Genomic DNA, 22993 nt, shown 5'->3' on the forward strand with positions numbered 1-22993 from the left:
CTCCCGGCGAGGCCGCCGCCCCTCCTTCGCGGCGATGCCGCCGCCTCCTCCCGGCGCAGCCACCGCGCCTGCTTCCCGGCGCAGCCGCCGCGCCTGCTTCCCGGCGAGACCGCCCGCCGCTCGCCGCGGCCGTCGAGCGCGGCCGCCATCCCGGCAGAGGCGCGCTCGGCGGCGCCGCCGCCGGACGGCGCAGCGCCGCCGAACGGCACCCCCCGAGCGCGGCCGCTCCTCGCGCCCGGGGCCGCGGCTCGGTACCCGCGCCGCGGCTCGGTACCCGCGCCGCGGCTCGGTAGCCCGCGCCGCGGCTCGGTAGCCCGCGCCGCGGCCCGGTAGCTCGCGCCGCGGCCCGGTAGCTCGCGCCGCGGCCCGGTAGCTCGCGCTGCACCGCGCATGCCCCACTCAACTCGCGGCACCTTCCATTCTCCAGCGCGAACTTCTCACTGGATCTGACCGTCTCTCGCCTGTGGCGTCCCTTCGTTGCTGTGCTGTCGTGAGCGGCTCTCCGGCCTTGTTTTCCGCGCCGCAGTCGACATCCTAGGCGCCCATGTCCGCCGCGTCCTCGTCGCCGCCTGCCCTCGTCCTCGTCGCCGCCGCCGTCGTCATCGAGCGGGGCCGCGTGCTGCTCACGCAGCGCAAGGTGGGCGCCCACCTCGCCGGCGCGTGGGAGTTTCCGGGCGGCAAGGTCGAGCCCGGCGAGGATCCGCGTGACGCCCTCGTCCGCGAGCTGCGCGAGGAGATCGGCGTGGAGGCCCGCGTCGGCGACATCGTCGAGGTGACCTATCACCGCTATCCGACGAAGCCGGTGCTGCTGCTCTTCTACGAAGCTTCCTTCTCCGAAGGCTCTCCCGCTCCGGCCGCGATCGACGTCGCCGCCGTGCGCTGGGCCGAGGCGCACGAGCTCCGGGACGAGCTCTTTCCGCCCGCCGACGTCGCCGTGCTCGCCAAGGTGCGCGCGCGCCTCGCGGGAGGCTAGTCCCTCGTCGCCCGGGGGCGAGCCGGCAGCGGCGAACCGTCGCGGCCCGCGTCAATGGGCGCGGCTCGGCACGTCAGGCTTGTCCTCGTTGTCTTCGTCGGCGGACCATCAGCGCGTCGAAGGAGAACGCACCTGCGCCGCCGAGCGCGAGGGACAGCAGCCCCGCGATATACAGAAGGTTGATCTCGTACCCGGGAGGGCCAAATACAGGGCCATCTGCCGTCAATCCGATCGTGTTGACGGAGCTGAAGCCATGCTCGAGGTGAACGGAGAACATCGCCGCCAGCATCGTGGCGACGAGGGGAACGGCCGTGATCGCCATGAACGCGCCCGCGAGGACGGCGATGCCGCCCAGCAGCTCCACGAGCGGCACCACCCAGGCCGCGAGCTTCGAGGAGGGGACGCCGATCTGGGCGAGCAACATCTCGAACCTGGCGGGCCCTCTGCTGAGCTTCACCCAGCCATGCACGATGAATCCATGGCCCATGACCAGGCGCATGAGCAGGGGCGCCCATTGGCTGTATCTCGCTTCGGTGAACGATGTTCTGTTGCTCATCCGGACGATATCTCCTGCCCGATCGGGTACAAGACACCCCGCGGAGCTCGGGTGGCTGGCGGGGATCTGGCGAGACGGGGATCTGGCGGGAATCTGGCGAGATGAGGAGAGCGAGCCCCCGCCGTGGGGGCCTCACAGCGCAGGGGGGCAAGCCTCGCCGCGGACGTCGCCGAGCAGGCCCGCGAGCCGCTGGGGAGGCAGCTCGCCGACGGCGCGCTCCACCTCCTGCCCGGCGGCGTCGACGGTGAGGAACGTCGGCACGAAGCGCACGCCGTAGTGGGCCGCGAGGGCCTGCCCGCGAGGATCGTCGACCCGGATGCGCACCACCGTATCGGCCTCCCTGGCGCAGCGCGCCTCGAGCTCCTTCACGAGCGGCGCCATGCGCTCGCACACCGCGCAGTGCGCGCTCTCGAACTCGACGAGCCGGGGCTTCCCCTCGGGCAGGGCGATGTCGCCCTGCTCCACCGCGCCCGCCGGGGCCGCGCACGCGCCGGCAGGGCCGACGTCGCAGGGCGCGCTCTCCGCCACGGCCGCCGCGGGCGCCGTCGAGAGGGCGTCCAGGCGGCCCGTCGCGAACGCGATCCCGAGGACCACGAGCAGCGCCCCCGTCACGCGCTGGAGGGCCGGCGTGGCCGGCATCAGGCGGCGCGCGAGATCGACGGCCGCGGGCCCGGCGAAGGCCGCGACGACGAGCGGCGCGGCGAGGCCCGCGGCGAAGGCGCCGAGCTGGATCGCGCCGGTGAGCGGGTCGGCGCCCGCGCTGGCCGCATAGGTCAGCGCGGCGCCGAGCACCGGGCCGACGCACGGCGTCCAGCCCGCCGCGAAGGCGACCCCGAAGAGCAGGCCCCCCCAGAAGCCGCCCGCGCGCGGCAGGCGGGAGAGGAGCGGGCGCGCCTCGCGCTCCAGCCACGGCAGGCGCAGCACGCCGAGGAGCTTCGCGCCGAAGAGCACGAGGATCGCGCCGGACGCGACGGTGAGCGCGCGCCGGTGGGGCGCGAGCGCCGCGGCGATCGCCGACGCGCCGGCGCCGAGCGCGACGAGCACGATCGCGAGGCCGAGCGCGAAGCCGACGCCGGCGAGGCGCACGCTGCGCCTCACCGCGGCGTCGTCCGGGCCGCCGAGCGCCCCGGCGCCGCCGAGGGCCGACAGGTAGACGGGGAGCATCGGGAGCACGCAGGGCGACGCGAACGTCAGCAGCCCCGCGCCGAAGAGCGTCAGCAATGAACCGGTCGTCATGGGTCCTCGTGAAGGGTCCTCGCCCTGGGCTGGATCAGGGCCTGCCGAGCGCCGGCGCGAGCGCCGCGACGTCCAGCTCGGCGACCGCGAGCACCGGCTGTTCCACGCTCCTCGCGCAGATCGCGTTGCCGAGCGGCCCCTCGGTGCACCCCACGCCGCGCCCCGCGAGCGCGCGCGCCGCCGTCGCCGCGTCGGAGCCGGGCGGCGGTACGAACACCGTGAGCGGCTTGTCCCCGCTCGCGTACATGAGCGCCGCCGTGCGCGTGTCGCCGATCTTGCAGAGCCGCGCCCCGAGCAGCCGGGCGCCGGACACCTCCGGGACGGTCACGGCGTAGCCGAGCTTCCCCTCGAGCCAGCCGGCGACGGCGTCCGGATCGGAGGACTCGAAGTCGCACGGGCGCTCGCGCGCGAAGCCGCGCACGTGGTGGCTGACGAGCTCGTCCGCCATCGCCGCGCCCACGCCCCGTCCCGGGCTGCCGACGAGCAGCGCGGCGGCCGCCGCGGCCGCGGCGAGGGCGGCCGTGATCGCCCAGGGGCCGCGGCGCCGCGCGCGCGCGTCCCGCCCGGCGCGCGCGCTCCGCGCGGCGGCCTCCGCCCGGTCGCGCAGCCGCCTCGGGACCTCCCCGTCCGCCCTCGCGACGAGCGCGCGCCGCACGCCGCCGACGAGCTCCACGGCGCGCCGGCAGGGCGCGCAGACGGCGACGTGCGCCTCGATCCGCGCCGCGTCCTCGGGCGTCACCTCGTCGTCGTGCCACGCCGAAATGTTCTCGAACCACTCGCGGTTGCACCCTGCCATGACGTCTCCTCGTGCCGTTCGGAGAGGCCCTCGACGAGCGCGAGCCGCGCCCGCGAGAGCCGTGATCGCACCGTGCCCACGGGGCACCCCTGGAGATCGGCGATCTCCTCGTAGGAAAGGTCCTCGACCTCGCGCAGGAGCAGCGCCTCACGCCACTCCGGGAGCAAGCGCGCGAGCGCGCGCTCGACCTCGTCGGCGAAGCCTCGTTCGAGCAGCTCCGCCTCCAGATTTCCCTGCGGCTCCGGCACCGACTCGGCGCCGCGCCCGCCCTCGATCACCTCGAGGCGCTGCCGCGCGCCGCGCGCCGTGTTGAGCAGCACCGATCGCTCGATGCGGAGCAGCCACGCGCGCATGCGATCCTCGTCGCGCAGGTCGGCGTGCCGCTCGATCGCGCGCACGACGGTCGCCTGCGCCAGGTCCTCGGCGTCCTGCTCCGAGCGCGTCAGGCGACGCGCCGCCCGCAGGAGGCACGGGAGCTCGGCGAGCAGCCGGTCGAGGAACGAGGTGTGGGGAAACGTGCGCATGGCCTGGGCCGGGAGGACGGGGGCTTCACGCTGCCTCGTTCCCCGGACAATCAAAGGACACGGCGACGCCCGCGAAAAGTTCCTGACCCCGCGGGATCTTGACGGCGATGTGGCCTGGCCCACCGGTGGGCGGCGGCTGGCGGCGCAGGCGGGGCGGCGGCTGGCGGCGCAGCGGGGTGGACGGCTGGCGGCGCAGGGGGGCGGCGGCTGGCGGCGCAGGGGGGCCGGACGGCGGCCCTCCGTCGCGCGGCCTGGGCCCTGATGTGATCCGGCACCCCCCTGGAGAAGCGACGCTATAGAGCAGCTCATGATGACCGAGGGCCCCGAGCCGGTGTGCATGGCTGTCGCCGAGGTGCTCGCCGCGCAGGACCTCGAGCGCGACGCCGCGGACAGCCTCGACGCCGCGCTCGCCCTGGCGACAACGCTGCACACGCCGGGGCAGCGCGATCGCTACCGACGTCTGCTCGAGCGCGCGATCGAGCGGGCGGATCGCGCGCTGGCCGCCGCCGACGAGGAGCGCGCCGCCCTCCAGGAACAGGAGCTCGCCGCTGGAGGAGAACGAGCCCTGGCGACGAGCATGGGCGCCCGGTCGACGCTGGCGAGAGCCCACGCGGCCCGAGCGGAGGACGCCCTTCACGGGGCGGTCCAGCTCTCGTTGAGCGCCCAGCGCGCGCCGACGCGGGAGGCCTGCGACGACGGTTGGCGGCGCGCGGAGGCGATCGTGGCCGGCGCCGAGGCCTCGGCCCGCGCTGCCGAGATCAGCGCCGCGGAGCTCGAGGCCGGCGCGCCCCGGTCGAAGGTCGCACGCGCGGCGCGCGCGGCAGCCCACAAGGCCGAGGTCGCCGCCAGGGCCGCGCGCAGGATCATCGAGGAGCGGAACCACGCGTACACGTTCCACACCGAGAGCGGCTTCTCGTTCGGCGAGGGATGGCACGTCGCCGCGGCCGCCGTCCTCGCTGGCGCGGCCATTCAGGTCGAGCCAGGCAAGGCCGGAACACCGCACGCCGAGGCGTTTCTGCGCGACGCGGGCCTTGGCGACCACCTTCAGGCGTACCGCTCGCGCCCGCGCGCGATGAAGCAGACGACGGAGATCGTCGCGCGCGCCTTCAAGGCCGGGCCGTCCTCCGCCCAGCGGCGGCTCCGCGCGGCGTTCCTCGGGGACGCGCCGATCCCGGGATCGGTGACCGGCTGGGTCGATCGCAGGCTCGCGGAGGCGCCGGCGGGAGCGTCGTGCCGGAAGAAGGTGCTGCTCTGGATCCGCGAGGGGCTCCACCACCCGCACCGCAACACGACGCACGCCGAGCTCCTCGAGCTGACGGACCTCGTACGAGGCACGGGGCTCGTGCCCGTGTTGACCGGCGACGCGCTTCGCGGCGGACAGGTCCCCGAGGGCGCGGTGGACATGACCCTCTTCTGGAAGGACCCCGCCTTCCGGCAGCTCGACATGCGTCGGGCGCAGCTCCAGTTCTTCGAGCACCTGAGGCGAGCCCACGGCGTCGTCGGCCAGCTCGGCGTCACGACCGCGGGCATGGATGGCCCCGCGCTCCTGGGGCTCCCCACGATGTACCTCACCGACACGCCGAACGTGCGCATGCGGCAGTGGGTCGGCGCCGTGCCGGATTACCAGGAGATCGTGCGCGAGAGCGGTTATCTCGAGCGCGTCCGCCGCGTGCTGTCCGGATGGGCCGAGGCACGATCCTGTCCGGGAATGTAAAGCCCAGGCTGGCGACGTGCTCCGGGACGCGCGTACCATGAGGGGCTTCATCCGATTGTCCGACACCAGAGAGGACACATGAGCCATCGATTGAATCTGCTCTCTCCGGAGCTGCGCGCGAACCCGTATCCGTATTATGCGGAGCTGCGCCGCTCCGATCCGGTGTGCCAGGTCGACCCGGGAGGCCTCTGGGCGCTCAGCCGCTACGATGACGTCGTCTTCGCCCTCAAGAACACCGACGTGTTCTCCGCGCAGGGCGGCCGGGTGGGGGTGCTCCCGCCCTGGCTCGATCGCAATCCCATGGCGGACTCGCTGCTGCTCATGGACCCGCCGGCTCACACGAAGACCCGGGCCATCGTGAGCCGCGCGTTCGGCGCGCGCGTGGTCCCGCGGATCGAGCCCGTGCTGCGCGCGGTGACCCGGGAGTTCGTCGAGCGGCTGACCCCCGGGCGCGAGCTCGACTTCTACGCCGAGCTCGCGATGCCCATCCCGGCGGCGGCCATCGCCGATCTCCTCGGCCTCGACCCGGCGCTGCGCGCCAATTTCCAGCGCTGGACCGCGGACTTCGTCGCCACCGCCGCGGCCACGCCGGAGATGAGGCCGGGCATCCGCGCCACCATCGTCGAGCTCGAGCGGTACCTCCTGGAGGTCATCGCGGCGCGCCGCGCAGCGCCGCGGGACGATCTCGTGAGCGACCTCCTGGCGGCCCGGATCGACGGCGCCGCGCTCACCGAGCCCGAGCTCGTGAGCTTCCTCTTCGTGCTGCTGGCCGCCGGGTTCGAGACGACGACCCACCTGCTCAACGCCGCGCTGGTGCTCCTCATGGATCACCCCGAGGTGTACGCGCGGATCCGCGCGGACCCGGCGCTGATCCCGGCCTTCCTCGAGGAGGTGCTGCGGTTCGAGCCGCCCGGCCAGATCGCTTTGCGGCAGGCGAAGACCGACGTGGAGATCCGGGGCGTCACGGTGCCGGCGGGCGCGTTCGTCGCGGCGCTCATCGGCTCGGCGAACCGCGACGAGCAGGTCTTCCCGGACCCGGATCGGTTCGATATCGACCGCGAGCGGCAGGTGGGGCTGTCGTTCGGCCACGGCGTCCACTTCTGCCTCGGCGCGGCCCTCGCGCGCGCCGAGGCGAAGATCGGGATCGAGGTGCTGGCGTCCCTCCCGGGGCGCTTCGAGCGGGTCGGCGGCAGGGAGCCCGAATGGAACCTCTCCCTGCTGCTGCGAGGGCTGAAGGAGTGCTGGGTCCGGTACGTGCTTTGAATGACCCCCTGCGGCGTGGACGCTGCAGCGCTCACGCCACCCGGCTCCACCGCTGCCCGTCGAAGCTCAACACGTCCTTGGCGCCGACGGACCACAGCGTGTCGCCGAGAGCGCTCAGCACGCCGAACGAGCTGGCCCCGAGCGTCTCGAGGTCGAGCGGCTCGACCTTCCCGCCCTCGATGCAATAGAGCCGGCGCAGGCTCGCGGCGAAGACGCGCCCCTGGAACGGCGCGATGGACCACAGGTCGTCGGGACAGGCCGCCTCGGGGACCAGCCGCCAATCGTCCCCCCGGCCTCTCAGCACCAGGCCGTTGCGTCCGCAGCCCCACACGGCGCCATCGGCGTCGACCCCGAGCCCGGTGATGATGCGGTCGGTCGGGCTGTCGAGCTTGCGCCACGCCTGGCCGTCGAAGCAGAACAGCTCGCCGTCCCACCCGGCGGCGTAGAGCTCCGACGGCTGCACCGCCGCGACGGCCTCGAAGCCGGCCACCTTGCCGGGCTCCGCGTCGGGCAGACCTCGCATCAGGTCCACCCAGACGCCGGCACGCTCGCGCCGGTACACCTGTCGCTGCATGCCGACGACGACGACCTGATCCCCGATCCGCGCGCCGCTGCGCAGCGGGCCCGTGTTCTGCGGCGCGCGCGGGCTCGCGGTCACGAGCTCGTCGGCGATCTGCCCGCCCGGCCCCACCACGGCGCACTGGCCGTCCTCGCCGACGAAGACCGCCTCCTCGCTGTCGGGCAGCCACGCCGCGAAGGCGGTCCGGAACATCTTCATCTTCACCGGCGTCAGCGTCGGCCGCCGCCAGCTGAACAGGCCGGAGTGGGCGATGCCCTTGGCGGCGATGTCGTCCATCGCCATCACGATCCAACCGCTGTCGGGCCCGCTGGCCTGGCCCGTCACATAACTGCCGCCTTCGGAGTACCTGTTTCGCATCGACATCCTTCCGCGGGTTGTCGCACGTCCACCTGGCAGATGGAGAGAGAACCCGGCGTGTAGGTCGTGACCCACACTGTCTCCGGGCGGCTCCACCACCCCACGGACGGGCTCGGCGATCGAGAGATCGCTCCTCGACCTGGAGCGCCCATCGGTCCTCGCGCCAGAGGTGCTGCATCGGAGCGACCCCGACGGTCCGGCGCGGTTCCTCGTGGAGTTTCACCGCAACACCGGATGACCCGGCGCCGCAGGCCGGGCGGCGCACGGAAGGCCGCCCGCGCCGCGTAGGCGACGCCGATTCGAAGGAGGACAAGCGCTCGTGGGCTGGAGCACTTCAAGAGAGGACCTGCAGGCGGCATGGGTCGATTATCGACACATCGTCGCTTTTCCAGGAGAGTGAACGACTCTGGGTTCTATGGGCGAGCCCATGCGCGCAACGTGACTGTATTGGGCAAGCGCTTTCAAGACACCGCAGAACCAAACGGCCGCGACAAAGAAAAGAGTCTTGACTTACTCCTCATCTCTGGTTCAATATCCAAATCCCCTTGGCGGTCCGGACCGTACTCGACCGGGCGCCGCAGTTGGTTGCAGGATCGCACAAGGGTCGACTCCGGGTGGGGCTACTGCCGGGTCGACTTGCTTCTTGTTGCTGCGCGTCCGAGATGTTCTTGCTTTTTCTGCGTTGATGCCCGGCCCCATCATAGGGGGTGTTCGTGTGTGGGTGTCTATCCGACAAACATCGTGATTGCCAGGCATGTGGTCGGCGCAGGCCGGCGGGTGCATCCGTGGTCACCGGGATCACGAGCAGGCTGGCCGGGAAACTGGAACTTTAACCAATGGATCGGAGCGCTCGCTGGCGCCTCGATGGTTCACAGATCCATCGCAAGCAAACCCGCGGCTCGACCGGTCCGATCATGGAGAAAACTTAAATGCGCATCGCTGGCTTACTTGGCTGCTTCTCCGCTTCGATCGTGTGTGGTCTGCTCGCGTGCAGCGTCGAGCCGATCGAGGGCGAGGACTTCGACGTGCTGGACTCCGCCGTGAAGAGCGCGGACGGATCCATGTCGGCGGATGTCAAGGTCACGAACGACTGGGGGCAGGGCTACTGCGCGGACGTGACCGTCAAGAACGAGAACCGCTCGAAGACGAGCGGCTGGAGCGTCGTCGTCGGGCTCAACGGCTCGACGAGGCCCCAGGCGTGGAACGTGAACGTCACGGAGGGGAACGGGCAGTTCACCGCCACGAACGTAAATTTCAACGGCGCGCTGGATGCGGGCCAGTCGACGACGTGGGGGTTCTGCGCGTCAGGCTCCGGGCGGCCCACGGTCGCGTCGGTCACCGGCAACGGCGGCAACGTCGTCACGGGCGCCTCCTCCTCGTCGAGCAGCAGCACGACGTCGAGCAGCAGCACGAGCGCGTCGTCGAGCAGCAGCGCGGGGACGGGCGGCTTCGGCGGCGGCGGCGGCGCCGGCGGCGCGGGCGGCGCGGGCGGCGCCGGTGGTAGCGGCGGCGCGGGCGGCTCCGGCGGCGGCGGCAGCTCGTGCAACTCACCCGATCAGAGGGTCTGCGCCAATCAAACGGGCACCCACTGCGGCATGACCTTCGAGTACTGGAAGGACAACGGGAGCGGGTGCCAGACGAACACCGCCAACGGCTTCAGCGTGGAGTGGAGCAACATCAACAACCTGCTGGGCCGTAAGGGCATCAGGCCTGGCTCGAAGAACCAGATCGTCACCTACGAGGCCAACTACCGGCCCAACGGCAATTCCTACCTGGGCGTCTACGGGTGGACGACGGGCCCGCTCATCGAGTACTACATCATCGATAGCTGGGGCAGCTGGCGTCCGCCGGGCGGCGAAGGGTTCATGGGCACCGTCACCAGCGACGGCGGTACCTATGACATCTACCGGACCCAGCGCGTCAACCAGCCCTCCATCGAAGGCACGAAGACGTTCTACCAGTTCTGGAGCGTCCGCAAGGACAAGCGCACGAGCGGAACCATCACCGTGGCCAACCACTTCAACGCGTGGCAGCGCCTGGGGATGAACCTGGGGAACCTGTACGAAGTCTCGATGGTCGTGGAGGGGTACCAGAGCAGCGGGTCTGCTGATGTGAAGGTGCAGATGCGCTGAGCGCCGGGCCCTGAGCGTCGCGCGCCGCGGTGAGCGTCGCGCGACGCGATGAGGCCCCGACGAGCGGCGGCCGCGCCAGGTGCGCCTGCGGGCGGCCAGCCGCTCGATCCCATGAACGACCCTGGTCCGCTCGCGCGGCAGCGACGTCTGCCGCGCGGGCGCGGCCCGGGCGAGCTCTCTTCGGATCCGCGTCGCGGTCGGCACGCGGCCCCGCAAACCCCCTCCAGACCAGGTTCACCCCCCACGCGCCGAACGCGCCGCGCGCGCCGCACGCGCCTGGGTAGTGCGGTACTTTCGCCAAGCGTGCGGGCCTCTGGGAACCGCCAGGGCGCCAAGGACGCCAGGGGATCTCGACCGTCTGGCGTTCTTGGCGCCCTGGCGGTTCGATCTTCTGCGACCTGTTTTCGGTGAGAGTCGCGGGCGCCCGTTTCGCGCGCCGCGCGCGCTGCCACCCACGGGCCGCCCGTGCGCAGGACGAGCGGCCCGTGGAGGAGGCGGTCCGGGGCGGGCCTACTGCCGCGTCGGCGCGGGCGCGCCGTCCTGGATCCACTGGCGGAGGGTCGCGAGCTCGGCGCTCGTCAGGGTCGGCTTGTTGTCCGCGGTCTGCGGCATGACGCTCGGGTTGCAGGTCGCCGTGGCGGAAGGCCTACACCCCGCGTTGCCAGCCGTGCCTGAGGCCTTGAGGTAGAGCCAGCTCTGGTCCGGCCTGCCCGGCTCCACGAGCTTGAACTGCCCACCGCCCCTCGACGGCTTGTTGACGAGGCCCGCGACGATGTCCGCCGAGCTGATGTCGCCGCCGAGCGACAGACCTGCCTGCGGACCCGTCGACGGCGCGGCGTGGCAGCCGCTGCACTTGTTGATCGAGCTCTCGAGGATCGGACGGACCGAGGTGTGGAACACGCCGGACTCCGTGGGCAGGGGATCCACCGGATCCGGGTCCAACGAAGGATTGATGACCCGGGCGATCGCATCCATCTCGTAGCACTGGGCCGCGACCGCGTCCCTCAGCGCCGGGTCGTCCGGCGACATGCCCTTGGCGACGCGGTACTTCTCCCAGACGTTGTCGATCCAGCCGTGCAGCTTCCAGAACATGTAGTTGTCGATGTTCGTGAACTGGTTGCCGAGGCCGTGGTCGGTGTTGTTGCTGCGCACCCACTTGAAGTGGAGCTCCCCGTGCAGGCCGCTGGCCGTCAAGCTCGAACCGGGGATGGCCTGGCCGGCGAAGCACTGGAGCCACATGCCGAGCGCGCCCTCGTCGGGGAAACGGCTCAGGTTCTCCGGCTTGTCGATCTCGTCGGCGATCTTCGCGTTGGCGATCGTCGTGGCGCTCCAGGGCCTGAAGTCGGCCCTCCACTGCTGGGGCAGCTCCTCCGCCGTCGTCGGGAACTTCTTGAACCCCTCGAACTGCTCCGTGTGGTTCGGCCAGAGCTGCTTCAGCGACTCGATCATGTGCCGGTGCATGGCGAGGAACTGGAAGCCATCGCCCGTCGTCTTGCACTCCTGGTCCGCCGGGACCGGGACCGACGATCTGCAGATATTGACCCTGCTCATGCCGCCGAGGCCACCGCCATTGCAGCGCCGGATGCTGTGCCACTCGAAATGGGCGGCCTGCCACTCGTTCTCCTGCATCCAGGCGATGACCTCCGGCTGAACCGTGAGATCGACCTGGCCGTTCTTGACGAACTCCTCCGGACCGTCCTTCATCATCGCGTCGGTGGGGTGGGGATCGAAGCCTTCGAGGCAATGATCCTTCGTGTGGGCGCTGCCCGTCCCGCTCGATCCGCCGGTGCCGGAGGCATCTCCGGTCGACGAGGAGGCCGTGGGCCCGGTGGAGCCGGAGCCGGAGGTGGAGATGGAAGTGGACGCCCCGCCGCCGCCGGTCCCGCTGACGCTCGGCCCAGGCTCCTGGGAGCCCACGCCCCCGGCCCCGCCGGTGCCCCCAGCGTCGGGATCTTCGCTGCTGCATGCTCCCAGCAGCAAGGCCGTGACGCACGAGAGGAGGCCGAACGTTCGCTGCGATATCTTGCCGAATGACACGGTGGACAGGCTTGCCTGATCGTTGTTTCGCATGGTGCTCCTGGTAACCGCTGGACGCCGGGTGCGTGCTCCCACGCAGCCGCGGGGCGAGCCCCGGACGGGGCGTCAGCCAGCGGCTGGTCGCACTGCACGGCAACGTGGCTTCCGAGCAGATAAGCGGGTCAATCTTTCGTCGCGAAAAGAACGCTGCCGACTGCGATGAGCCGAGGGGAAAGGAAAGCGCTCACTCCACAACCCGCGGGGCGCCGGCGCCGCCGGTCGCGCGGCTGCTCGCCGCGCGCCGGCTGGCGCCGTGACCCGCCACCTGACATTCCGGGAAGGCGCCGCTCATGTGTCCTGGGCGCCGGCGATCAGAGCCCCTCCCAGCCCGTGAATGCTCACGTCTCCTGGTTGCTGCACGAAACGATGCTCAAGGAGCGATGCTCAAGGCCGAGCGATCACTGCATCGAGACCTTCACATCGGCGCTGCCGCTGCTCTGGTACCCCTCCACCACGAGCGAGACCTCATAGAAGCTCCCCAGGGTCAGCCCCTGGCGCCCCCACGCGTCGAAGTGGTTGGCGACGGTGATGGTCCCGCTCGTGCGCTTCTGCTGGCGGACGCTCCAGAACTGGTAGAAGGTCGCGGTGCCCTCGATGGACGGCTGGTTGACGCGCTGGGTCTTGTAGATGTCGTAGGTGCCGCCGTCGCTGGTGACGGTCCCCACGAACCCTTCTCCGCCCGGCGGACGCCAGGTACCCCAGCTATCGATGATATAGTACTCGATGAGCGGGCTCTTGGTCCACCCGTAGACGCCGAGGTACGAGTTGCCGTTGGGCCTGTAATCGGCCTCGTAGGTGACGATGACGTCCTTTCCGCCCGGCCTCACGCCTTTGCGGCCCAGCAGGTTGTTGATGTTGTTCCACTCCACGCTGAAGCCGTCAGCCGTGTTGGTCAGGCACCCGTTCCCGCGGTCCTTCCAGTACTCGAAGGTGAGCCCGCAATGCGTGCCGATCTGATCGCTGCAGACCTCCATGTCGGGCTCGTTGCACGCGGTGGGGGTGCCGCCGGTCGCGCTCGAGCTCGTTGTGGTGCTCGAGCTCGTTGTGGTGCTGGCGCTCGAGCTCGCCGTGGTGCTCGAGCTCGAGGTAGTGCTCGAGCTCGACGTTGCGTCCGCGCCCCCGGCCCCCGTCGTCGCCGGTCCGCCCGTCGTCGTTGTCGCGCTCGTCGACCCGCTCGCGCCACCCGTGCCGCCGGGGCCGCTGCCCGTCGTCGCGCCGCTCGTCGTCACGCCGCCCGAGCCAGCGGGGCCGCCCCCCGAGCCGGCGTCCGAGGGAGAATCGTCCGCCGCCGAGCAGCCCAAGGCAACGAAGCCTAAGATGAGAGCGAAGTTTTGAAGTGAAGTTGTACGCACGTCTCCTCCTTGCCTATCCGGGCTTATTCCCGGATGTTGGCTTTGTGATCACTACTCGCACCCGTTATCTGTGGCCACTCCCCCCCGGAGGGGTGTTCCGGTCGCCGGAGCCCTCTGGCTCGACCCGTTCAGGTTGAGAACGAGGTCGCGAGATCACCCCGGTTGCGGTGGGCCTGCAAATAGCTGCCGAGGCAGTCCGCCGCGAAGCGGCCGAACGGGCGGAGGCATCGTGGCCGCCCGCGAGGCGCTGCCGGGACCCTTGCTGGGAGGAGCGCGCCCGGGCGTCGGGCTCGAAGCGCCCGGCCTGGTCTGTCGGGCGGCGCCGGCAGCGCGGGCGGGATCCCGAGGGGCGCTGCGCTCGCTGGTGGAGGGGAGCTCGCCGGCCCGAAGCGTGTGAGCGGGGGCACGGGCGCGCCGTGGTAAGGTCGCCTCGTGCCGAAGGAGAAGACCAGGCCGGGCGAGGCGCTCATCGCGCGCAACAAGCGCGCGAGCTTCGATCTCGACCTCGGCGACCGGTTCGAGGCGGGGATTGTCCTCAAGGGGAGCGAGGTGAAGATGCTCCGCGCCGGCAAGGCCGACTTGACCGACTCGTTCTGTACGATCTCCCGGGGCGAGGCGTTCTTGCACGGCGTGAGCATCGCCGCGATGGCGGGCGCCTTCGGCCACGTGCCGAAGGGCGCGCGCAAGCTCCTCCTCCACAGGCGCGAGATCGAGCGAATCGACCTCTCGATCGCCCGCGAGGGGATGACCGCCGTCGCGACCCGGCTCTACTTCAAGAGCGGTCTGGTCAAGGTCGAGATCGCGCTGGCCAGGGGGAAGAAGACCCACGACAAGCGCGAGGCCATCAAGGCGCAGGACGCCGAGCGCGAGGCGCGCGCCGTGGCGAGGCACGGAGAGCGATGGTACGGGCGCGCGTGACGCTCCGGCGAGCTCGCTGAGGACGAGCGCGGGCGTGGATCGCGAGCCGGCGCCCGCGCCAGAGCAGGCGGCGCGCTTCGCTGGGCGCCCTCGCCCGGGCGCCGCGCGACCCGGAGCGCGCGATGACGTAGGATGGCGCGCCTTGGCCCGCCAGAAACTCCCGCCGTCAGGCCCGCACCCGCTCGAGCTGCCGGGCGACGTCATGCGCGAGATGGTCGAGCTCGCGATGGACCGCATCGTGCCGCACATCGAGAGCCTGCCGGAGCAGCCGATGCACGCGACGCGGGGAGGAAAGCGGCTCGCGCGCTCGCTCCGCGAGCCGCTGCCGGAGCGCGGCGTGCCTTACGAGAAGCTCCTCCGCAGGCTCTTCGGCAAGGTCATTCCGATGAGCCTGAACACCGCATCTCCCGGGTACATGGGGTATATCCCGGGCGGCGGGCTCTTCCACGCGGCGGTGGCCGATCTGATCGGCGACGCGGTGAACAGGTATGTGGGCGTCTTCCAGGCCGCCCCCCTGCTCGTGCAGATCGAGGCGAACGTGATCGCCTGGTTCTGCGCCATGCTCGGCCTGCCCGAGGGCTCGGGGGGGATCCTCACGACGGGCGGCTCGCTCGCGAACCTCGTCGCGGTGATCACCGCGCGCCGCGAGCGCCTGCCGCCGGACTTCCTGCGAGGGACGCTCTATGCCTCGGAGGAAGCGCACCACTCGGTGAAGAAGGCCGCGCTCCTCGCCGGCTTCCCGCCGGAAGCGGTGCGCGAGATCCCCGTGGACGGGCGCTTTCGCATGCGGCCCGACGCGGCGGCGGAGGCGGTGGCGCGCGACCGGGCGCGCGGCCTCTCGCCCTTCCTGCTCGTCGCCTCCGCGGGCACGACGAGCACCGGCGCTGTCGACGATCTGCCCGCCCTCGCCGGCCTCGCCGAGGCCGAGCGCCTCTGGCTGCACGTCGACGCGGCCTACGGCGGCTTCTTCGCGCTCACCGAGAGGGGGCGCGCGGCGATGCGGGGGATCGAGCGCGCCGACTCGGTGACGCTGGACCCGCACAAGAGCCTCTTCTTGCCGTACGGGACGGGCTGCCTCGCCGTGCGCGATCGCGAGGCGCTCCGGCGCGCGCACGCGCTCTCCGCGTCGTACATGCCGCCGATGCAGGCAGAGGACGATCTCGTCGATTTCTGCGCGATGAGCCCCGAGCTGTCGCGCGACGCGCGCGGGCTGCGGGTGTGGCTCCCGCTGAAGATGCACGGGGCGTCCGTCTTCCGGGCCGAGCTCGACGAGAAGCTCACGCTCGCGCGCGCCGCGGCCGATGCGCTCCGGCAGACGGCGCATATCGAGGTCGTGGCGGAGCCCGAGCTGTCGCTCCTCGCCTTCAGGGCGCGCCCGCTCGGCGTCGACGACGGGCCGGCGCTCGACGCGCTCAACCGGCGCCTCCTCGCGCGGGTGAACGCGAAGCAGCGGGTGCTGCTCACCGGGGTCGTTGCCGGGGGGCGGTTCCTGCTGCGGATGTGCATCCTGAGCTTCAGGACGCACGCGGACCGCGTGAACGCGGCGCTCGCCGACGTCGCGTCGAGCCTCGCGGAGGTGCTTGAAGAGCTCGGCGACGGCCACCAGCGGAGATGACCCAACCTGGCGCACCTCGTGCTGGGCCACCGCGCACAATGTGGCGCATGCGTCGCAAGTAACTGGTTTTACAAGTGAAAATGCCTGGCGCGCAGCCTGCATGAGGCGCGGTCTCATGAGAACAACGCTCGGCTTGCTGGCTCTTCCCCTGTCGATCCTGGTGGGCTGCGGCCCGGATCCGGGCGCGGGAGCGACAGGCGGCGGCGGTGGCTCGACCCCGGCGGGCGCGGGAGCGACAGGCGGCGGGGGCGGCTCGGCCCCGGCGCCCGACTGCTTCGAGCCGAAGCCCGGCTGCGTGCTGGCTTCGGACGCGACGCGCATCGAGGCCCCGGAGGTCCCGGAGGAGGACAGGAAGTCGCTCTCGCGAAACAACGCGAGCTTCGCGCTCGACCTCGGGCGCGCGCTCCGCAGCGCCACGGCGAACGTCGTCTATTCGCCCTACAGCGTCTCGGCCGCGCTCGCGATGACCTATGCGGGCGCGCGGGGCACGACCGAGGAGGCCATGGCCAGGGCGATGCGCTTCGAGCTGCCCCAGGCGCGGCTGCACGCGGCGTTCAACCACGTGGACCTCGAGCTCCAGAAGCACGCCGAGGTGGGCTCCGGCCGAGAGGGCGCCGGCTTCCGGCTCCACACGGCCAACGCGGTCTGGGCGCAGGTCGGCCTCCCGATCGAGCCGCCGTTCTTGAAGGTGCTCGGCGAGAGCTACGGGGCGCGCGTGCGGCTCGCGGACTTCGCGGAGCAGACGGCGGCCTCGGAGGACCTCATCAACGCCTGGGTGAACGACCGGACGGAGGGGATGATCCCGAACCTGCTCGAAGGCGTCGTGAAGCCGGGGACGAAGGTCGTGCTCGTGAACGCGATCTCCTTCGACGCCGCATGGCACACGCCGTTCCGCGAGTCCGCGACGACGCCCGGGATGTTCAAGCGCGGCGACGGCGCGAGCGTCTCCGTCCCGATGATGTACGGCAGGCACGACACGCTCCACGGATCCGGCGACGGCTGGGAAGCGGTGGAGATCCACTACGCCGATGTCCCCGTCGCGATGCAGCTCGTGCTGCCCGCCGCGGGGACGGCGGACGCCTTCGAGGAATCGCTCGACGGCGCGGCGCTCCAGGCGATCTTCGACGCGATGGAGTACCGTTCGGTCGACATCACCATGCCGAAGTTCTCGTTCCGCTCGCCCGCCTTGCTCAAGGACGCGCTCGCGGATCTCGGCATGGAGGTCGCCTTCACAGAAGAAGCCGACTTCTCGGGCATCGCCGATCCCGAGAGCGCCAGCCTCCAGATCGACGAGGTCGTTCACGAGGCGGTCATCGACGTGGACGAGGAGGGCACGAAGGCGGCGGCGGCGACGGCGGTCATCCTCAGCACCTCGGGCTCGGCAGGCGGCGGCGGCGCGATCGAGTCTGTGGCGATCGTCCTGGACCGCCCGTTCTTCTTCTTCATCAGCGACAAGCCCACGGGGGCCATCCTCTTCGCGGGACGCGTCAACGACCCGACGGCGCGGTGATGGCGCGCCGCCGCCCGTGGACCGTCCTCGGGCGACACGGTCGCTAGCCCTTCGGTCGCCATGAATCGGCGGTGTGGACGATCTTTCCCCCGACCATGGTCATCAGCACCTGGATCTTCCCGAGATCCTCCTCGGGAATCTGAAGGAAGTTCTGGTCCAGGACGATCATGTCCGCGAGCTTGCCGACCTCGATCGAGCCGACGACCTTCTCCAGCCGCAGCTGGTAGGCCGAGCTCATGGTGATCGCGCGCAGCGCGACGTTGCGCGGCAGGAGGGGGTCGTCGTTGAGCCGGCCGGCATAGGCCGGACCGAAGCTGGCCGGGTGCGTGGGGTCCCCCCTGCGGGTGACGCCGATCTTCAGCGCCAGGAACTCGGCGAACGGATCGACAGGCCAGTCGCTGCCGTAGGCTATCCTCGCGCCGGCGTTGTGAAGGCTGCCCTCGGGCTCCAGGCGGGCGTAGCGCTCCGGCCCGAGCTGATCCTTCATCGCATTGACGGAATAAGGCGCCTCCTGCGCCCACTGGAACGACATGACCGGGATCACGCCGAGCGCCTTGAAGCGGCCGAAATCCGCCGGATCGACCGTCTCGCAATGCGCGATCGCCGGACGGATGTCCTTGCCCGGGAGCCGGGTACGTACGTGCTCGTAGGCGTCGAGCGCCTGCCGCACCGCACGATCGCCGATCGCGTGGACGTGGGGATCGAAGCCGGCCTCGACCGCCGCGAGGACGAGTGATTTCAGCGTGTCCGGCGGAAAGTAAACGTCGCCGCTGTGCGTGCCCGGGACCCATTTCGGGGCGCCTTCCGTGCCCACGTTGATGTTGTACGGCGCGAGCATCGCCGCGGTCTGGGCCGGCGCCTGCAGCACACCGTCCAGCATGATCTTGACGTGACGCGCGCCGATGCCAGGGGTCGGCTCCACGGCGGCCTGATCATAGGGGGCCGCCAGCGCCCTTGTCGCGGCGATCGCTTTTTCCGGACCCTTCGCCACCGCGTCAGGATCCATCATCATGGCGAACAGCGCCCTCGCCGTGAGCTCGCCGCTGCGCTGCACGGCCGTGAACGCCTTCAGCGCGCGCTCGTCCGAGGACGCGTCCATGAAGGTGGTGACGCCCTGGCGGCGGATCGCGTCGAGCGCCGCCTTCGCGCTGCGCACGTCGTCCTCGTGCGTCCGCGCCGGCATGGCGGCCGAGATCAGCCCGATGCCGGCATCCTCGAAGATGCCCGTCGGCTGGCCGCCAGGGGCGCGATCGATCTTGCCGCCGGCCGGATCGGGCGTTTCAGCGGTGATGCCTGCCAGCGCCAGGCCGCGCGAGTTGGTCAGGACGCTGTGATGATCGGTGGAGTGCACGAGGATCGGCCGCTGGGTCCTCAGCGCGTCGAGCGCGACCCGGGTCGGGTCGGCGTCCACAGAGACCGTGCCCTGCCGATCCCAGCTCGTCACCTCGAGCCACTGATCGGGACCCTTGGCCGGCTCGCCGTCGAGGCAGGCCTGGATCTTCTCCTGGATCTGCGCGATGGTGAGCGTCTTGTAGTCGAGGCTGCACATCAGGCGTTGCGTCCCGCCGGACATCACGTGCAGATGGCCGTCGACGAGCCCGGGCATCAGCATACGACCCGTCAGATCGATGACCTCGGTCCGAGCGCCCACGTAAGGCTGTACGCCGCTCTCAGGGCCTACATAGACGATCCTGCCGGCGCGCACCGCGACCGCCTGGTGCACCGAGTCCGAGGTGTCGACGGTGTACACGAAGCCGTTCCGCAGGACCGTGTCGGCGGGCTGCGGCATGGAGGCACCGCAGGCGGCCTGCATCAAGAGAAGGGCGTGCGACGCGACGCACGCGGCGCCGAACGCGCGGTGACGGCGGGGAGGAACGCGGCTGCCGCCTGCAGCCAGAGACTTGTTCCGCATGAGTGCTCCTGTGGCCATCCAGCGTCACCTGCGACACCGCGTCGCCGTGGCTGCCAAGATCCGCATCGGGCGCCCGCGATCACCGAGGTGATCCGGGCGCCCGTGCACTACCACCCACGAACCTGGCGAACTAGCCCTTGCCTGCGGCCGTGGGCGCCGGGGGCTGCGCCGGCGGCATGATGACGCGGAATTTCCCGCTCAGGTGCAGCAGGGACATCGTGTACAGCATGCCGTCGTAGTAGCGCCACTTGCCTGTGGGCGGCTCGCGTTGATACAGGTCCTCGACGAAGCGCCAGGCCCGCGGATGGGTAGCAGCCAGGGCCGCGACGCCGTTCATCGCCACGAGCCCGAGCGAATCGTGCTCGACGAGGGGCTTGCCTTCGAGGGTGAAGTTGGCCTTGTACTTGGGGCCCTGGGACTCGAAGAACGCGAGGAGCCGATCGCTCAGCTCGGTCTCCCGCGGATCCTTCGCCCACCACGCCGCGTCCACCGACCAGTTCATCGCGGTGCGGAACGCGTCGTAACGGAAGTTGGCGGTCCCCGCGTCCCAGGAAGCGGCCTTGGGCGTGCCATCGAAGTTGGCGTAGTCCGGGGAGAGGCCCGTCTTCGGGTGGGTCGTCTTGACGAAGAAGTCGCGGCTCACCTTGGCCGCGTCGGCCCAGAACGCGCGATCCGCCTCGGGGCCCCAGGCCGCCCAGAGCTCGTAGAACGCAGGCAGGTGATACGATGGATCGGTGTGATCGCCGTTCTTCGCGAAGTTGTCCGTGTCGGGCGTGAACCGCACCATCTTGTGCTCGGGATTGAAGAGCGAGCCCAGGGTGGTCTTGCGCTTGTCCGCGTTGACCTGTCCTGTGATGGACTTGCGGTTCTTCATCGCGTCGAGCAGGCCCATGGCCTCCTTCCGGTAGTCGTAGATCCCCTTGCCGTTCCCCCAGCGATGGGACGCGAACAACAGCGCCGTGGCGAAGTACTCCTCCGCGTCGGGAGCGGGGTTCTCGTCGATGGCCGTGCCGTCCGGGCGCATCTGCCACGAGAAATAGCCGAAGCCGGGGTGGCGCGGGCTCGCGTGGTACATGTGCGACTTCGCCCAGTTCCACAGGGCGTCGAAGTCGTCTTTCCGATCGACCTGCACGGCGATCATCATGCCGTACGACATCCCCTCGGAGCGGACGTCGTTGTTGCCGATGTCCATGATGTACGCCTTGGGGCCGTTCGCGTTCTTCCCCGCCGCGAACATGACCGCTTGCTCCTTGGGATCGCCGTGGAAGAGCTGCGCGTACGCCTTCGCGACCTTGGCGTCGATCTCGGCGGGCTTGTGCCCGAGCTCGGCGAACAGGTTGCGGTACTCACCCGTGAAGTACGCTCCCTTGGCAGCAGGCTGGAGCGGCGGGCGCTGGGGCGCAGGCTCCGCCGCGGGCGACGCCTGGGCCGTGCCGGCCGGAGCCGCGGCGCCTGCAGGAGCGGCGCTGCTGGCCTGATCGGCCGTGCTCGCCTGAGCAGGAGAGCCAACCTGGGCGCCCTGGTTGCTGGGCGCGCAGGCGATCACCGTGAGCGCAAACCATGACGATGCGACCGGAAACGTTAGCTTTCGCAAGTTCATCACTGCCCTCGTTACCGAGCGCGCCCCCTGCGGGAGGCGCGCTCGTCGTGGACATCGTCGACAGTCCACGTGTGTTCTATCGGTCATCCTGCTCGGGCTGACGATCCCGATCTCGAGCGACGCAGGACACCGCGATGTGGCTGAGGCTGCTGCGCGAGCAGGAAATCCAAACGCTCCGGTGACGTCAAGCCCCAACTGCGGGACCTGCCCCGGGGGGACAGCGCCGTCGTCCCTGCGATCCGGTACTCCTGGAAAAGCGAAGCCGCGGCCGGCGGCGGAAGGCGGGGCCCTAGACGTCGAGGTCCTTCCACCGCCTCGACCGGTGCGTGAAGATCAGCATCCCCACCAGAGACGCCACCCCTATCGCCGCGAACGTGTACCAGATCTCGTAGGGGCGATACGTCTCCCAGAGCAGCCGCGTGGCCTCGACGGCGTCGATGTTCAGCACCTCCTGCAGCTCCCTGAACGCCTCCTGCCGCGAGACCCCCACCACCTCCGGGAGCGAGGACACGTCGCCGTCCCACGCCTCCCCGCCGCCATGATCGGTCTTCTCGGCGAGGTAGCGCAGGGCCAGCGTCGCCTTCTCGCCCCGGGTGCCGTAGAGGATCCCCGCGATCTGCGCGCCGAGGGCAGGGCCGAGCGCCGCCGGGATCTGGACGTACCCGAGGTACAGCGCCTTCTTGCCCGGGGGCGCGATGAGCGCGAAGTACTCGCTCTTCTTCGGGCCGGTCAGCATCTCTCCGATGGAGAAGAGGAGGATGCCGACGAAGAGCGCGTAAATCGACGTCGTCGTCCCGGAGACGAGGACTCCGCCGATCGCCACGAGGATGCCCAGCGACATCGCCGAGAGCACCTTCATCCTCGCCACAAGGTACGAGAACGGCACGAGGAAGAGGACGATGCACACCGCGTTCACGTTGAGCACGTTCTCCTGCTTGAGCTGGACGCCGCGCGGGTCGGTCGTGTCGAGCCACGAGGTCGGGAGCCACGGGTTGTTCTGCACGAACGAGGTGCTGCTGATCCAGTCCGTGTAGAAGTTCGGCATCAGGTCCCAGAGCTGGTACATCATCAGCCAGAAGCCCGAGAGCAGCAGGATCACGGTGATGAGCCGCGCGTCCCAGATGTTCTTGATCGTGTCCTGGAAGACCTGCCACGCGTCCGACGTCTTGTTCGCGCCGGAGTCGACCTCCTTGTACGTGAACAGCATCAGGAAGTTCAGCGAGATGATCGCGGCGCAGCCGTAGAACACCCACGGCCAGCCCTTGCCGTGGAGATAGCCGGCCAGCGGCGGGCCTATCGCCGCGCCCACGTTCACGAGCCAGTAGAAGAGACCCCAGCCGACCGAGGAGTTGGATTTACTCATCGACTGGGCGAGCGTGCCCTGGATCCCTGGCTTGAAGAGCGCCGTCCCCGTCGCCAGGACGGCCACGCCGAGCAGGAAGCCGGTGAAGCTCCGCTGCGTCGCCATGAGCAGATAGCCGATGATCTTGAGCCAGACGGTGACGAAGATGGTGCGCTTGTAGCCGTAGCGATCGGCGTAGCCGCCCGTGACCATCGGCAGCAGCGACTGGAGGAGGTTCCAGACCATGTAGATGGTGCCCTTGTCCTGCTGGCTGAAATGCAGCCCGCCGGGCTCATCGGCCTGGGCGATGTAGATGGGCATCACGACCCGCACGCCGTAGTAGGCGAGCCGCTCCCACATCTCCATGATGCAGCCCATCCAGAAGGAGTGCGGAAGGCTCCTGATGGTCCGGGCAAAGGAGAGCTTCGGCGGCTCCCCGACGGCGGGCTCGCTCACGCCTGAGTTCGTCATTTCATGCTCCTCGCGCGCCCGCGCCGCGGGCGAGCCCTCGTACCACGCCGAGGGCGGCGCACACAT

Annotated in this window: 18 protein-coding genes; 8 read left to right on the forward strand and 10 right to left on the reverse strand. The window is 70.5% G+C overall.

Annotated elements, in window-relative coordinates; all coding sequences use genetic code 11:
• The first annotated feature begins 544 nt into the window (after positions 1-544).
• A complete protein-coding gene (gene mutT, locus WMF24_RS45430) occupies positions 545-973 on the forward strand; it encodes an 8-oxo-dGTP diphosphatase MutT (protein ID WP_437733725.1) in 429 nt (142 codons plus the stop codon).
• Between the two features lie 73 nt (positions 974-1046).
• On the opposite strand, the gene WMF24_RS45435 is transcribed toward mutT, so the two are convergent.
• The 4 genes from WMF24_RS45435 to WMF24_RS45450 form a co-directional block, all read right to left on the reverse strand.
• On the reverse strand, positions 1047-1529 hold the full coding sequence (locus WMF24_RS45435; protein ID WP_437733726.1) for a DoxX family protein: 483 nt from the start codon (positions 1527-1529) through the stop codon (positions 1047-1049).
• A 132-nt stretch (positions 1530-1661) separates the two neighbouring features.
• Positions 1662-2765, reverse strand: a complete 1104-nt coding sequence (locus WMF24_RS45440; RefSeq protein ID WP_437733727.1) for a cytochrome c biogenesis protein/redoxin — start codon at positions 2763-2765, stop codon at positions 1662-1664.
• Between the two features lie 34 nt (positions 2766-2799).
• On the reverse strand, positions 2800-3561 hold the full coding sequence (locus tag WMF24_RS45445) for a zf-HC2 domain-containing protein (protein WP_437733728.1): 762 nt from the start codon (positions 3559-3561) through the stop codon (positions 2800-2802).
• Positions 3501-4085 carry an RNA polymerase sigma factor gene (locus tag WMF24_RS45450; protein ID WP_437733729.1) on the reverse strand — a complete coding sequence of 195 codons (585 nt, stop codon included), beginning with the start codon at positions 4083-4085 and terminating at the stop codon, positions 3501-3503. Before WMF24_RS45450 ends, WMF24_RS45445 begins: the two co-directional genes overlap by 61 nt.
• A 307-nt stretch (positions 4086-4392) precedes the next feature.
• On the opposite strand from WMF24_RS45450, the gene WMF24_RS45455 reads away from it, so the two are divergent.
• Positions 4393-5799, forward strand: coding sequence for a hypothetical protein (locus tag WMF24_RS45455; protein WP_437733730.1), 1407 nt, complete (start codon positions 4393-4395; stop codon positions 5797-5799).
• Between the two features lie 78 nt (positions 5800-5877).
• Entirely contained in the window at positions 5878-7062 is a 1185-nt protein-coding gene (locus WMF24_RS45460; RefSeq protein ID WP_437733731.1) for a cytochrome P450, read from the forward strand.
• A 31-nt stretch (positions 7063-7093) separates the two neighbouring features.
• Here WMF24_RS45460 and WMF24_RS45465 read toward each other — a convergent pair whose 3' ends face one another.
• A complete protein-coding gene (locus tag WMF24_RS45465) occupies positions 7094-7999 on the reverse strand; it encodes a hypothetical protein (RefSeq protein ID WP_437733732.1) in 906 nt (301 codons plus the stop codon).
• A gap of 971 nt (positions 8000-8970) precedes the next feature.
• On the opposite strand from WMF24_RS45465, the gene WMF24_RS45470 reads away from it, so the two are divergent.
• Positions 8971-10131 (forward strand): glycoside hydrolase family 11 protein, encoded by a 1161-nt coding sequence (locus WMF24_RS45470; RefSeq protein WP_437733733.1) that lies wholly within the window; start codon positions 8971-8973, stop codon positions 10129-10131.
• Between the two features lie 510 nt (positions 10132-10641).
• On the opposite strand, the gene WMF24_RS45475 is transcribed toward WMF24_RS45470, so the two are convergent.
• Positions 10642-12201, reverse strand: coding sequence for a hypothetical protein (locus tag WMF24_RS45475; protein WP_437733734.1), 1560 nt, complete (start codon positions 12199-12201; stop codon positions 10642-10644).
• 404 nt (positions 12202-12605) lie between these two features.
• Positions 12606-13181, reverse strand: coding sequence for a glycoside hydrolase family 11 protein (locus WMF24_RS45480; protein ID WP_437733735.1), 576 nt, complete (start codon positions 13179-13181; stop codon positions 12606-12608).
• Here WMF24_RS45480 and WMF24_RS45485 point away from each other — a divergent pair.
• The 4 genes from WMF24_RS45485 to WMF24_RS45500 all read left to right on the forward strand — a co-directional run bounded on the left by WMF24_RS45485 (position 13180) and on the right by WMF24_RS45500 (position 17602).
• Positions 13180-13542, forward strand: a complete 363-nt coding sequence (locus WMF24_RS45485) for a hypothetical protein (RefSeq protein ID WP_437733736.1) — start codon at positions 13180-13182, stop codon at positions 13540-13542. The two genes, WMF24_RS45480 and WMF24_RS45485, sit on opposite strands and share 2 nt — an antisense overlap.
• Positions 13543-13991: 449 nt before the next feature.
• The gene (smpB, locus tag WMF24_RS45490) at positions 13992-14477 is read left to right on the forward strand and encodes an SsrA-binding protein SmpB (RefSeq protein ID WP_437733737.1); all 486 of its coding nucleotides are present in this window, start codon (positions 13992-13994) and stop codon (positions 14475-14477) included.
• Positions 14478-14619: 142 nt separating this feature from the next.
• Positions 14620-16092: a pyridoxal phosphate-dependent decarboxylase family protein gene (locus WMF24_RS45495; RefSeq protein ID WP_437733738.1), complete on the forward strand. Its 1473-nt coding sequence runs from the start codon at positions 14620-14622 to the stop codon at positions 16090-16092.
• Between the two features lie 115 nt (positions 16093-16207).
• Positions 16208-17602 (forward strand): serpin family protein, encoded by a 1395-nt coding sequence (locus WMF24_RS45500; protein WP_437733739.1) that lies wholly within the window; start codon positions 16208-16210, stop codon positions 17600-17602.
• Between the two features lie 43 nt (positions 17603-17645).
• On the opposite strand, the gene WMF24_RS45505 is transcribed toward WMF24_RS45500, so the two are convergent.
• The 3 genes from WMF24_RS45505 to WMF24_RS45515 form a co-directional block, all read right to left on the reverse strand.
• Entirely contained in the window at positions 17646-19514 is a 1869-nt protein-coding gene (locus WMF24_RS45505; protein WP_437733740.1) for an amidohydrolase, read from the reverse strand.
• Positions 19515-19644: 130 nt separating this feature from the next.
• Positions 19645-21114: a glycosyl hydrolase family 8 gene (locus WMF24_RS45510; protein ID WP_437733741.1), complete on the reverse strand. Its 1470-nt coding sequence runs from the start codon at positions 21112-21114 to the stop codon at positions 19645-19647.
• 289 nt (positions 21115-21403) lie between these two features.
• Positions 21404-22927 carry an MFS transporter gene (locus tag WMF24_RS45515; protein WP_437733742.1) on the reverse strand — a complete coding sequence of 508 codons (1524 nt, stop codon included), beginning with the start codon at positions 22925-22927 and terminating at the stop codon, positions 21404-21406.
• Positions 22928-22993 lie beyond the last annotated feature (66 nt).

The sequence above is a fragment of the Sorangium sp. So ce1335 genome (assembly GCF_051521615.1).
Lineage (GTDB): Bacteria > Myxococcota_A > Polyangia > Polyangiales > Polyangiaceae > Sorangium.

Coding starts and splice junctions, on each gene's coding strand:
- WMF24_RS45505 (WP_437733740.1), bottom strand. CDS start 19,514: ATGCGGAACAAGTCTCTGGCTGCAGGCGGCAGCCGCGTTCCTCCCCGC.
- WMF24_RS45455 (WP_437733730.1), top strand. CDS start 4,393: ATGATGACCGAGGGCCCCGAGCCGGTGTGCATGGCTGTCGCCGAGGTG.
- WMF24_RS45460 (WP_437733731.1), top strand. CDS start 5,878: ATGAGCCATCGATTGAATCTGCTCTCTCCGGAGCTGCGCGCGAACCCG.
- WMF24_RS45485 (WP_437733736.1), top strand. CDS start 13,180: ATGTCGGGCTCGTTGCACGCGGTGGGGGTGCCGCCGGTCGCGCTCGAG.
- WMF24_RS45475 (WP_437733734.1), bottom strand. CDS start 12,201: ATGCGAAACAACGATCAGGCAAGCCTGTCCACCGTGTCATTCGGCAAG.
- WMF24_RS45465 (WP_437733732.1), bottom strand. CDS start 7,999: ATGCGAAACAGGTACTCCGAAGGCGGCAGTTATGTGACGGGCCAGGCC.
- WMF24_RS45445 (WP_437733728.1), bottom strand. CDS start 3,561: ATGGCAGGGTGCAACCGCGAGTGGTTCGAGAACATTTCGGCGTGGCAC.
- WMF24_RS45515 (WP_437733742.1), bottom strand. CDS start 22,927: ATGACGAACTCAGGCGTGAGCGAGCCCGCCGTCGGGGAGCCGCCGAAG.
- WMF24_RS45500 (WP_437733739.1), top strand. CDS start 16,208: ATGAGAACAACGCTCGGCTTGCTGGCTCTTCCCCTGTCGATCCTGGTG.
- mutT (WP_437733725.1), top strand. CDS start 545: ATGTCCGCCGCGTCCTCGTCGCCGCCTGCCCTCGTCCTCGTCGCCGCC.
- WMF24_RS45510 (WP_437733741.1), bottom strand. CDS start 21,114: ATGAACTTGCGAAAGCTAACGTTTCCGGTCGCATCGTCATGGTTTGCG.
- WMF24_RS45435 (WP_437733726.1), bottom strand. CDS start 1,529: ATGAGCAACAGAACATCGTTCACCGAAGCGAGATACAGCCAATGGGCG.
- WMF24_RS45450 (WP_437733729.1), bottom strand. CDS start 4,085: ATGCGCACGTTTCCCCACACCTCGTTCCTCGACCGGCTGCTCGCCGAG.
- WMF24_RS45440 (WP_437733727.1), bottom strand. CDS start 2,765: ATGACGACCGGTTCATTGCTGACGCTCTTCGGCGCGGGGCTGCTGACG.
- WMF24_RS45480 (WP_437733735.1), bottom strand. CDS start 13,181: ATGGAGGTCTGCAGCGATCAGATCGGCACGCATTGCGGGCTCACCTTC.